Raw genomic sequence first — 12,020 nt, forward strand, 5'->3', positions numbered from 1 at the left:
TATGCAAGAAGAATTAATGGTAGCACTCGTATTCCTTGGCTTTTTCACCATGATCTTTGGGTTATGCTACCTCCGGAACAAAGAAAATATGGCCATGATCGAAAGGGGGATGAACCCGAAAGAGTTCAATAATCGACCCGCGCCTTACCGCAACCTGAAATGGGGATTGCTGCTCCTTGGAGCCGGCATCGGACTCGCCCTCGCTTATTTCGTTACCCAGTATATGCTCCACGACGAAGAAAACCCGGCTCTCTGGTTTGCGCTTATCGGGATCGGCGGCGGCCTCGGACTGATCCAGTCTTACAAGATCGAAAAGAAAGAGATCCTGGACAGGCCCGCAGTGCAATAAGTTAAGTATATCACCTTATCCTGAAAAAGGGCCGACTGCTCAGCAGTCGGCCCTTTTCGATATGAGTTGAATCCGCAACGGTTTATTTCAAGATTTCTATTGCTTTTTTTACCGCGGCATCTTTTTCATTTACTACAAGGTAATAGCCCTCGTTCCGCCAGCGATACCTCGCGAGCAGTCCCTTCATTCTTTCCTGCAGAAACACTTTGTCACGCTCCGGCAGGGAATGAAGTGATACGCTGTCCTTCGCTGAAAAATCAACAAAATTGCTCCAGTCACGGCCAGACCATTTAAAATTTCCGGCAAATGCCTGGGCATTTTTATAAGTCCTGATCTGGTTACTGTTATTAATATAGTAGAGATAAGTAAAGTTATTGATAGTGTTGTTGCGGTAAAGTTCACCCAACGCTTTTGACAGGATCGCCGTGTCGGCAGCCACAAAATGATCCGGCATGATACCCCCGCCGCCATACACCACTTTACCACCGCTGGTTTTGTAGGCTTTGCCGTGGGCAATCTTGTTGCTGTCTGCATTTACCATATCACCATGCTGGTATCTTTCGAGGATGTCATTGTCATAGGCGTCGATTCCCTTGTCGTACGGTTTCTGGATACTTCGTCCGGATGGGGTGTAATAACGGGCAACGGTCAGCCTTAAAGCCGAGCCGTCACTCAGGTTATACTGCTCCTGTACCAGCCCTTTCCCGAAGCTCCGGCGCCCGATCACCACAGCGCGGTCCCAATCCTGTAATGCACCTGCAAGAACTTCACTGGCAGATGCGGATTGTTCATCCATAAGCAGGGCAAGCTTCCCTTTTTCAAACAAGCCTCTCCGGCGGGCCCGGTATTCCTGGCGCGGAACGCTGTTCCCTTCGGTATATACGATCAGTTTATCGCCGTCCAGGAATTCATCGGCAATCTCGATGGCTTCACCCAGGATGCCACCCCCATTTCCGCGAAGGTCAAGAACGAGTGACTGCAATCCTTCATTTTTAAGCTCCTCAAGGGCACTCATGAATTCCTCGTAAGTGGTTTCGGAAAATTTGCTGATCCGTATATAGCCAGTGCCCGGGTTGGCCATATAGGCAGCTTCCAGGGATGGCAGGGGAATGATGCCCCGCTGGATGTCAAACTTCATCAGCTTGCCACTGCGAAGCATGGTAACAGAAACAGTGGAGCCACCGGGGCCACGCAACAACTTCTTGATGCTTTCTGAAGTAACAGTGCCCGTTACGGAACTGTCAGCCACCTTAATAAATTTATCACCTACTGCCAGCCCGGCTTTCTCACTTGGTCCGCCTGACAGTACGCTTACTACGTTAACGGTGTCTTTGAAAATGTGGAATTCAATCCCGATCCCCTGGAAGTTTCCCTGCAGGTCTTCGTTCACTTCACTAAGGTGCACGGCCGGGATAAAGCTGGAGTGCGGGTCGAGGCGAACGAGCATTTCCTGGATGGCGTCATTACCAAGTGTGTCGGTGTTTACCTTGTCGACATATTTCATCATGATCAGGTCCAGCACTTCCTGCACCGGCGCCCTTTTTGTCGAAAACTGGAAAATTCCCCTGGCTGTCTGGGTATTGTCTCGAAGCTTATAACCAAGCACCATCCCAATGATCATGACCACCGCAAAAAGAAGTGGCAGCCACACCTGTAATCTCTTTTTCTCGTTCATACGCGTTATTCTCCCTGCAAATTACACAATTGCAGCAAAGGCGTGGTTACCATACATAAATAACGCCAGTATGGTAACATAGTTTTATTTTCGTTTCTCTTTAACGGAAACATCATGGCGATTTTAATAGCTGATAGCGGGGCAACCAAATGCGAGTGGTGTGTGGTAGAAAAGGGAAAGATTAAGAAAACGGTGTTTACGCTGGGAATAAGCCCTTACTTTTTAAATGGCACTCAGGTAGAAGACCTGGTCCGCCGCGATCTTCACCCGGAGATCAGCCGCTATTCCATAGAGGCGATATTTTATTATGGAACCGGGTGCAAGAATCCTGAAAACAGGAGAACAATCAAAAATGCGCTCAAGCGTGTATTCCCTTCCGTTGAAGTGGATGTGAATCACGACCTGCTTGGAGCAGCAAGGGCAGTATGCCTGCAGGACAAGGGAATTGCCTGCATCCTTGGTACCGGGAGCAACTCCTGCTTTTATAATGGAAAGAAAATTGTGAAGAACAGTCCCGGCCTCGGCTACGTCCTTGGCGACGAAGGCAGCGGGGCCTACCTTGGCAAAAAAGTAGTCCAGTACTACCTCTACAAAACATTTGACGAGGAGCTTCAGTACAGGTTTGACGAGAAGTTCAAACTTACTGATGTAGAGATTCTCGACAAGGTGTATAAACATCCGCTGCCTAACCGCTTCCTGGCGGGATTCACATTGTTCCTTGCCGAGAACAGGGGGCATTTCATGGTGGAGAATATCATTGAAGATGGCCTGAATGACTTTTTTTTCAATCACCTTTGCAAGTACAATGAAAGCTGGAAGCTTCCCGTTCATTTTGTAGGCGGGGTTGCATTCGGCTTCCGGGACGTTGTAATGGATCTGACAGCGTCGTACGAATTTGAACTCGGAAAAATCCTGCAGCATCCTATGGAAGGATTAGTTGCCTATCATTCATCATAAAACCAATATTTGAACCATAGAATATGACTGATTTTGTGAAAGTTACAGAACAGGAAAGCCATTACAGAAACCTGGATAAGAAACCCGTCAGCGAGATCCTTGAGCTTATAAACAGCGAAGACCAGCAGGTTCCGAAGGCAGTCGCAAAAGCAATTCCACAGGTTGAAAAGCTCGTTGTATCCATAGTTGACAAAATGCTTGCAGGCGGAAGGTTGTTTTACCTGGGCGCAGGAACAAGCGGAAGACTTGGCATCCTTGATGCCAGTGAAATTCCGCCGACCTACGGAATGCCTTATGGACTTGTAATCGGTCTCATCGCAGGTGGGGAAGAAGCCATCCAGAAAGCAGTCGAAAATGCGGAAGACAGCTTTGAGCAGGGATTGGCCGACCTCGAAAAACATTTCGTGAGCGAAAAGGATGTCGTTATCGGGATCGCCGCCAGCGGTACCACACCATATGTGATCGGTGCCCTCAAAGCATGCAGGAGCAGGGGCATCACAACCGGTTCTATCTCGTGCAATCCTAATTCTCCCATCAGCGAACACGCAGACTTTCCAATCGAAGTTGTTGTAGGTCCCGAGTTTGTGACCGGAAGCACAAGAATGAAAAGTGGCACGGCTCAAAAACTCGTGTTGAATATGATCTCTACCGCAGTCATGATCCAGATCGGCAGGGTAGAAGATAATAAGATGGTAAATATGCAGCTCAGCAATGAAAAACTTGTTGACCGTGGTACCAAAATGGTCATGGAGGAGCTTTCCATAAATGACTATGAAAAAGCCCGGGAATTATTGCTGAAGTGGGGTAGTGTTAAAAAGGCTGTCGATTCAGCAGGTTAATGGGGCCGGTGTTGGCAATTTTTGCAGAAGACCGTAAATTGCCCGGGGGCTATTGACTATGCACGACATCGAACCTTTTTATAACTGGAGACACATTTATGTGAGTGAGGAAGATGAACATTCGCCTTTCTATGGCCGTGTATATTCTGAGTTTGAGTTTTCCCAGACCATTTACAATTACTATATCCATCCGCAGTGGGATGAGTTCGGGTCACGTACGCTTTACATGAAAGTGATCATGGCGGACTATGAGGAGCACTATGCCATCATTGAACTGATAGGTGAATGGAATGATGCCATCGAAAATGACATTATGAGCCTGAAGCGCGATGTGATCGATCAGTTTCATTCGAATGGCATTTACAAATTCATCATCATCGCCGAGAACGTACTCAATTTTCATAGCGGGGATCGCGACTATTACGAAGAATGGTATGAAGAAATGATAGATAACAATGGCTGGGTCGTTTTGCTCAACATGCCGGAACAGACGCAATATGATTTCAGGGAAGCCAAGTTGCACCGCTACTTGGAATTGCTTGAACTGCCCGCCTGGCGTACGTTCAAGCCTTATCATCTCTTTAAGAAAATAGACGATGAACAACGCAAAAGGTTGTCCTGAAAGCAATTAAATAGCGGGTAAACTAACATCTGTAAGGAAAAAAACTTTTTTCGTTATCAATTCATTGATTATTTTTACTTCATGATCACAGCGAAAGCATTTGGCCGATTTTATTTTTACTTCTACTTTTTTACAGGCAGAAGGCCGGCGATGCTTTGTGTTTGATCAACCAAAAACGTTCATCAACAACTAACATAAAGAGTCCCGGCAGAAAGCCGGGACTCTTGTTTTTTATGGCAACAAGAGTATCAATACAAGGTTACGAAGGCAGCTTTCACCAGGTGGCTGCACAGCAATTCTTCGGTAAGCAGGTGGAAGTGATTCCCTGCGACACATTCCGCGAAGTGATCAGGATTGCAGGCAGCAAAAAAGAAAGTGACGGTGGTGTAATGGCCATTGAAAATTCCATCGCCGGCAGTATCCTTCCCAATTACAACCTGCTGCAAAAAAGTAATCTCCGCGTAGTTGGTGAAGTCTATCTCCAGATCAAGCAGAACCTGCTTGCCAATCCGGGGGTACAGCTTGAAGATATCCGCGAGGTGCATTCCCATCCCATGGCAATCCTGCAGTGCATCGATTACCTCGAGAAGTACAACTGGAAACTGGTAGAGACGGAAGACACGGCGCTTAGCGCAAAACATATTCACCAGAAGAGGCACAGGCATGCTGCTGCCATTGCAAGTAAACTTGCGGCTGACCTGTTCGAGCTGAATGTGCTGACTCCGAACATCCATACCATGAAGAACAATTATACCCGCTTCCTGGTATTGAAACGCGAAGACCTGGTAGCGCCGGTAGCAGGGGCGAACAAAGCTTCGGTTAATTTTCATACCGACCATTCGAGGGGAAGCCTTGCCCGCGTGCTCAGTCGCATTGCGGATGGTGGTATCAATCTCAGCAAACTGCAAAGTTTTCCTATTCCCGGCAGCGACTGGGAATACAGCTTCCATGCTGATATGGAGTTTGACAGCCTTGAACAATTTGAATCGATCATCGCAGCAATAAAACCGCTTACCGCAGCCTTGCAGGTATATGGCATATACAAAAACGGAAGAACACCATGAACATCACCACAGCAAAAAGATTGAATGGAATCGGGGAATATTATTTTTCGCAGAAGCTGCGTGAAATAGATTCACTGAACCGGCAGGGGAAGGCCATTATCAACCTCGGTATCGGAAGCCCGGATCTGCCTCCGCACCCGGATGTGGTGCAGACCCTGAAAGAAGAAAGTGCAAAGCCCAATGTACATGCTTACCAGAATTATAAGGGAAGCCCGGTATTGCGTACTGCCATGAGCGACTGGTACAGGAAGTGGTACAATGTTGAACTTGATCCCGAAACGGAAGTTCTTCCCCTCATCGGGAGCAAGGAAGGCATTATGCACATCTGCATGACATACTTAAATGAAGGTGACGAAGTGCTGATCCCGAATCCTGGTTACCCGACCTACAGCAGTGCAGTAAGGCTTGCCGGTGGTGTGCCGGTGTCTTATGAACTGCACGCTTCGCTGAACTGGGAGCCGGACCTCGATGCGCTTGGAAAAACTGATCTCAGCAAAGTGAAGCTCATGTGGGTCAATTATCCGCACATGCCTACAGGCCAGCTTCCCTCGTTGCAGTTCTTTACGAAGCTGGTGGAGTTTGGCAGGAAACATAATATACTAATCTGCCACGATAACCCATACAGTTTCATCCTGAATGAGAAGCCAGTAAGCCTCCTTGCTGTTGAAGGTGCCCGTGATGTGGTGATCGAACTCAACAGTTTAAGTAAAAGTCATAACATGGCAGGATGGCGGGTTGGAATGCTTAGCGGCAGTAAGACCCGGATCGATGAAGTGCTCCGCTTCAAAAGCAATATGGACAGTGGTATGTTCCTTCCGGCACAGCTTGCAGCGGCAAAGGCGCTGAGCCTCGGAAAGGAATGGTACGACAGCGTAAACGCAGTGTACGCACGCAGGAGAAAACTGGTTTTTGAACTGCTCGACCTGCTGCAATGCACCTACGACCCCAACCAGGTTGGCATGTTTGTCTGGGCAGCGATTCCCGACGCTCACGCGGATGGATATGCTTTGAGTGATAATGTACTTTATAATGCGAATGTGTTCATTACACCTGGCGGGATTTTCGGATCTGCAGGTAATAACTATATCCGGGTTAGCCTGTGCAGTCCGGAAGAAAAGATCATTCTTGCAATGGACCGGATCAAATTAGCGGCCACGGCAGCAGCAACCAGTAAAGCAGAAGCTCAATAAAATGGAAAGGAAAAAAATAGCCATAGTAGGCGTTGGATTGATTGGTGGCTCCCTGGCACTGCAGCTGAATGAAAAGGGGATGGCCGCCGGTATAATCGGGGTTGAAAAAAGCAGTGAACATGCGACCCGCGCTGTTGAACTTGGACTTGTTGATGAAGTGTTACCACTGGAGGAGGCCATTGAGCGCAGTGAGGTGGTCATTCTCGCCGTTCCGGTAGACCAGATGGTTGCCCTGCTGCCGAAGGTACTTGACCTGGTAACCAACCAGATCGTCTTTGACGCCGGTTCCACCAAGGAGCAAATGATCAATGCGGTTTCCGGTCACCCTAAAAGAGGCCGTTATGTTGCCACACACCCGATGTGGGGAACCGAATACAGCGGTCCGCAGGCAGCAGTGAAAAATGCATTTGAAAACAAGGCGGTGGTACTCTGTAATACTGCTGAAAGCGACGCCGATGCTGTGGAGTGGACCCGGTTCGCTTATAAAAAAATCGGCATGCACCTGCTGGAAATGAATGCTGTGGCGCATGACCTTCACGCAGCCTACGTAAGTCATATCTCGCACATCACATCCTTTGCCCTCGCCAATACGGTGCTGGAAAAGGAGAGGGAAGACCAGGCGATCTTTGAGCTGGCCAGTGGTGGTTTTGAAAGCACGGTGCGTCTTGCCAAAAGTAATCCCGCCATGTGGGTACCCATCTTCATGCAGAACCGCGATAATGTACTGGACGTCCTTAACGAGCACATCAGCCAGCTCCGCAAGTTCAAGTCCTGCCTTGAAAAAGAGAACTATGATTACCTGCAGGAACTGATTGAAAACGCAAACAGGATCCGCAGAATTCTTGGATAAATATCAAAATGCTAATTTTAAATAATCTATATGCAAGCAACTGACAACAAAACAATGAAACAAATCACACAGCAGGCATGGGCGAAACGTCCCCTGATCATCTCAGGACCCTGCAGCGCAGAAACGGAAGAGCAAGTACTCGCTACGGCACAGCAGCTCGCCAATACAGGTAAGGTTGACGTTCTCCGGGCGGGGATCTGGAAACCACGTACGCGTCCAGGCTCATTTGAAGGTATTGGTACTAAGGGACTGCCATGGCTCCAGCAGGCAAAAAAGCTGACTGGTCTGCCGGTTGCAGTGGAAGTGGCTACAGCAAAGCAGGTGGAAGATGCCCTTCATTTTGATGTGGACATCCTCTGGATCGGTGCTCGTACTACAGTTAACCCGTTCAGTGTTCAGGAAGTTGCCGACGCCCTTCGTGGTGCCGACGTTCCAGTGCTGATCAAAAACCCCATTAACCCCGACCTGGAATTGTGGCTTGGCGCTGTTGAAAGAGTTGCAAAGTCAAACATTAAACAGATTGGTCTCATTCACCGTGGATTCTCATCATACGGTAACACAGAATACCGCAATGCACCAATGTGGCACCTTGCGATTGAAATGAAAAGGCGCAACCCGGAGCTGATGGTGATCAACGACCCTTCACACATCTGTGGCCGTCGTGATATTCTCATGGATGTAATGCAAAAGGCGATTGACCTCGATTACGATGGACTGATGATCGAAAGCCATATTGATCCAGATAATGCCTGGAGTGATGCAAAACAGCAGGTTACTCCTGAGAAGCTCGCTGAAATGCTCAATACACTGGCATGGAGAAAAGAGGATGTGGATTCAGAATCATACCATGCAGCCCTGGAGAAACTCCGCCAGCAGATCAATCACCTCGATGACGAACTGTTGCAGATCCTCGGCCAGCGGATGAAAGTTGCAGAACAGATCGGTACCTACAAAAAGAATAACAACATCACGATCCTCCAGACCAACAGGTGGAACGAGATCCTTGACCGTGCTTTCCTGAAAGGCGATAAACTTGGCCTGAGCAAAGAATTCATCACGCGGTACTTCGATGCAGTACACATGGAAAGCATCAACCACCAGAACAAGATCATGAACAGTTAAGCACATTCGAAAGGCAAAATGGAAAGTAAAAAGATCAGGATAGGAAATGCTGTAACGGAATACCATTTTAATGCTTCTCTGTCAAAGCTTCAGCTGGTTGCAGACAGGAAGTATTCAGTGATCATCACTGATGAAAACCTGTACGACAGCTATAAGAAGAAGCTCAAAGGCTGGAACACGATCGTTGTCAAACCCGGCGAGGAGTTTAAAGTGCAGCAGACCGCTGACACGATCGTCGACACGCTGGCGGAGATGGAGGCCGACAGGAAGACAACTCTTATCGGCTTTGGTGGTGGAGTAATCACCGACCTGACGGGGTATGTTGGCGCAACTTATATGCGCGGCATCCGCACCGGGTTTATCCCGACAAGCCTGCTCGCGATGGTAGACGCATCGATTGGTGGGAAGAATGGAATCGACGTTGGTTTATATAAAAACCTCGTAGGAACAATCCGCCAGCCTGCCTTCCTGTTCTTTGATGTTTCCCTGTTGCAGTCGCTTCCCGAAAGCGAGTGGCAGAACGGATTTGCAGAGATCATCAAACATTCATGCATCAAGGATGCCCCGATGTTCCGCGAACTTGCAGAACATGATCTTGCGTATTACCGTGGCCGGAAGAATGCAATTGCTGCATTGGTTCGAAGGAATGCCCTGCTGAAGACCAAAGTGGTTCAGCGGGATGAGACTGAACAGGGCGAAAGAAAGCTCCTGAATTTCGGTCATACCCTCGGGCATGCGCTTGAGAACCAGTTTGAACTTTCCCACGGTCAGGCTGTTTCCATTGGCATGACCTATGCCGCTCATCTTTCATCGTCTTTGCTTGGTTTCAGGCAGACCGAAAAAGTGGTATCACTTATTTCCAGTTATGGACTGCCTACCTATGCAAGTTTCGATCGGACCAAAGTGTTTGATGTACTTAAGCATGACAAGAAAAGGGAACGTGATACTATTCACTACATCCTGCTTGACAGGATCGGAAAGGGAGTGGTACATACGTTGCCGCTTGACCAGGTGAAAACTATAATAGAACAATTATAACTGCTAATTACAGTATGATCGCAACCATAGAACCTTCCGTATTGGCGGGTGAGATTTATGCGCCGGCATCCAAGAGTTCGATGCAGCGTGCCTGTGCGGCAGCGCTTGCTGCCGGCGGGGTTACCATAATCCGGAATCCCGGTGAGTCGAATGATGATAAAGCAGCACTCGGCGTCATCAGCGCATTGGGTGCAGAAGTAAAAAAGTCTGCCGGTTCACTGGAAGTGCAAAGTTCGGGTGTGCATGCACGCGAGCAGGCTGTGCATTGTGGCGAAAGCGGGCTTGGGATCAGGATGTTCACGCCACTGGTTGCATTGAATGATCGTGAGATCACCATCACCGGTGAGGGCAGTCTTGTTACAAGGCCGATGGACTTCTTCGACTCTGTGCTTCCGCAACTTGGTGTCGAAGTTCACTCGAATAACGGCAAGCTCCCCCTTAAAGTAAAGGGACCCCTTCAGCCTCGCAACATAACCATCGACGGATCACTGAGCTCACAGTTCCTGACCGGGATCCTGTTTGCTTATTCAGCCAGCGGCGCCAGTGATGTGGAAGTGCAGGTTACAGACCTGAAAAGCAAACCGTATGTGGACCTTACGCTCGCAGTTATGCAGGCGTTCGGGATGAACGTGCCGGAGAACCGGAACTATGAATCTTTCTATTTCAAAAAGCAAGCTGCAAGTGTTGAACCTGTAAAGAGAACATATACGGTTGAAGGTGACTGGAGCGGCGGTGCATTCCTGCTCGTGGCAGGTGCAATTGCAGGGAATGTAACCATCAAAGGGCTTGATGTATTTTCCACGCAGGCAGATAAGGCGGTATTGCAAGCGCTCATGAGCTGCGGTGCGGGAATCAGCATCGAAGCCGAGCAGATAATACTGCGTCCTATGCCCCTTAAGGCATTCCATTTCAACGCAACAGACTGTCCCGACCTGTTTCCGCCGCTTGTTGCGCTTGCCGCATACTGCGAAGGCACGACAGTTATCGAAGGCGTTGGAAGGCTCGCACATAAAGAGAGCGACAGGGCGCTGACTCTGCAGGAAGAATTTGGAAAGATGGGTGTGTCAATTGAACTTCAGGGTGACCTGATGATCATTCATGGCGGAAACCAGGTGAATGGTGCTGCGGTATCATCACGCCATGATCACCGCATAGCAATGGCAACGGCAGTAGCCGGCCTGAAAGCAACAGGCACAACAACCATTTCTGATGCTGATGCCATCAACAAGTCTTACCCGGTCTTTTTCGACCATATCAGGCAGCTTGGGGCCAAAGTAAAATACGCATGACCATTAACGTGAAAAAGTAAACAGATCAATGAACGCATTCGGAAAACTATTCAGGGTTACGATAATTGGTGAATCACACGGACCTGCGGTGGGAGTTATTGTAGACGGAGTTCCGCCCGGTCTTCCGCTTTCAGCGGACGATTTCCAGGAAGACATCGAAAGGAGAAAAGGTGGTATGCAGAAAGGAACCACACCACGTAAAGAGGATGACTTTCCTTTATTCCAGACAGGATTGTTCAATGGCCATTGCACAGGAGCACCACTGACGATAATGTTTGAAAATAAGAACACGAGAAGCGGTGATTATGAAAAGCAGCGGGCGGTGCCCAGGCCTGGGCATGCTGACTTTGTCGCACACCAGAAATTCGGTGGCTTTGAAGATTTCAGGGGTGGTGGACATTTCAGCGGCCGGCTTACGGTCGGACTTGTTGCTGCCGGTGTAGTTGCTAAAAAGATCTTATCTTCCTTAAGTATACGCGCTACGATCCTTGAGATAGGCGGGGTAGCAGATGTGGAGGCCGGGTTACAGAAAGCAATTGATGCGAAGGATTCTATCGGTGGCATAGTGGAGTGCCGGGTTGAAGGACTCCCGATCGGTTGGGGTGAACCTTTTTTCGATTCTGTCGAGTCTGTCATCAGTCATGCCGTCTTCGCCATTCCTGCAGTGCGGGGTGTTGAATTCGGAACAGGGTTCCGGGCAGCAAAAATGTTCGGTATCGAGCACAATGATGCCATTGAGGACCAGTCTGGCAAAACAAGGACCAATCATGCTGGTGGTGTGGTAGGTGGCATAACCAACGGGAACGAATTGGTGTTTCGCATAGCCATCAAGCCAACATCCAGCACGCCTAAAGAGCAGTTAACACTTAACTGGGAAACCGGTGAACAGGAGACATTTTCGGTAAAGGGCAGGCATGATTTATGTATAGCATTGCGCGTTCCTGTCGTACTTGAAGCTGTAACTGCTATTGCACTTGCAGATTTAATGATGCAAACCAGGCCTAACGTAAAACAATAAGCGAATA

General features: G+C 48.7%; 12 protein-coding genes. 11 read left to right on the forward strand and 1 reads right to left on the reverse strand.

Annotated features, from left to right (window positions below):
* Nucleotide 1 precedes the first annotated feature (1 nt).
* Nucleotides 2-349 (forward strand): DUF6249 domain-containing protein, encoded by a 348-nt coding sequence (locus OI18_RS14225; protein ID WP_039140781.1) that lies wholly within the window; start codon nt 2-4, stop codon nt 347-349.
* 82 nt (nt 350-431) lie between these two features.
* On the opposite strand, the gene OI18_RS14230 is transcribed toward OI18_RS14225, so the two are convergent.
* Nucleotides 432-2,024 carry a S41 family peptidase gene (locus tag OI18_RS14230; RefSeq protein WP_039140784.1) on the reverse strand — a complete coding sequence of 531 codons (1,593 nt, stop codon included), beginning with the start codon at nt 2,022-2,024 and terminating at the stop codon, nt 432-434.
* A gap of 114 nt (nt 2,025-2,138) precedes the next feature.
* On the opposite strand from OI18_RS14230, the gene OI18_RS14235 reads away from it, so the two are divergent.
* From OI18_RS14235 to OI18_RS14280, 10 genes are all read left to right on the forward strand, one after another.
* On the forward strand, nt 2,139-2,981 hold the full coding sequence (locus tag OI18_RS14235) for an N-acetylglucosamine kinase (protein WP_039140786.1): 843 nt from the start codon (nt 2,139-2,141) through the stop codon (nt 2,979-2,981).
* A 23-nt stretch (nt 2,982-3,004) separates the two neighbouring features.
* On the forward strand, nt 3,005-3,820 hold the full coding sequence (gene murQ / locus OI18_RS14240) for an N-acetylmuramic acid 6-phosphate etherase (protein ID WP_039140788.1): 816 nt from the start codon (nt 3,005-3,007) through the stop codon (nt 3,818-3,820).
* Nucleotides 3,821-3,878: 58 nt separating this feature from the next.
* Nucleotides 3,879-4,442 carry a hypothetical protein gene (locus OI18_RS14245; RefSeq protein ID WP_039140791.1) on the forward strand — a complete coding sequence of 188 codons (564 nt, stop codon included), beginning with the start codon at nt 3,879-3,881 and terminating at the stop codon, nt 4,440-4,442.
* Between the two features lie 233 nt (nt 4,443-4,675).
* Nucleotides 4,676-5,506, forward strand: a complete 831-nt coding sequence (locus OI18_RS14250; RefSeq protein WP_039140793.1) for a prephenate dehydratase — start codon at nt 4,676-4,678, stop codon at nt 5,504-5,506.
* Nucleotides 5,503-6,696, forward strand: coding sequence for a pyridoxal phosphate-dependent aminotransferase (locus OI18_RS14255; protein ID WP_052273235.1), 1,194 nt, complete (start codon nt 5,503-5,505; stop codon nt 6,694-6,696). The genes OI18_RS14250 and OI18_RS14255 overlap by 4 nt, the downstream gene beginning before the upstream one ends.
* Before the next feature lies 1 nt (nt 6,697).
* Nucleotides 6,698-7,546 (forward strand): prephenate dehydrogenase, encoded by an 849-nt coding sequence (locus OI18_RS14260; RefSeq protein WP_039140794.1) that lies wholly within the window; start codon nt 6,698-6,700, stop codon nt 7,544-7,546.
* Between the two features lie 54 nt (nt 7,547-7,600).
* Nucleotides 7,601-8,668 (forward strand): chorismate mutase, encoded by a 1,068-nt coding sequence (locus OI18_RS14265; protein ID WP_039141002.1) that lies wholly within the window; start codon nt 7,601-7,603, stop codon nt 8,666-8,668.
* An 18-nt stretch (nt 8,669-8,686) separates the two neighbouring features.
* Entirely contained in the window at nt 8,687-9,706 is a 1,020-nt protein-coding gene (gene aroB, locus OI18_RS14270; RefSeq protein ID WP_039140796.1) for a 3-dehydroquinate synthase, read from the forward strand.
* Nucleotides 9,707-9,720: 14 nt separating this feature from the next.
* Entirely contained in the window at nt 9,721-10,995 is a 1,275-nt protein-coding gene (gene aroA / locus OI18_RS14275) for a 3-phosphoshikimate 1-carboxyvinyltransferase (RefSeq protein WP_039140799.1), read from the forward strand.
* A gap of 28 nt (nt 10,996-11,023) precedes the next feature.
* On the forward strand, nt 11,024-12,013 hold the full coding sequence (locus OI18_RS14280) for a chorismate synthase (protein ID WP_039140801.1): 990 nt from the start codon (nt 11,024-11,026) through the stop codon (nt 12,011-12,013).
* Nucleotides 12,014-12,020 lie beyond the last annotated feature (7 nt).

This window comes from Flavihumibacter solisilvae, from assembly GCF_000814475.1.
Taxonomy (GTDB): domain Bacteria; phylum Bacteroidota; class Bacteroidia; order Chitinophagales; family Chitinophagaceae; genus Flavihumibacter; species Flavihumibacter solisilvae.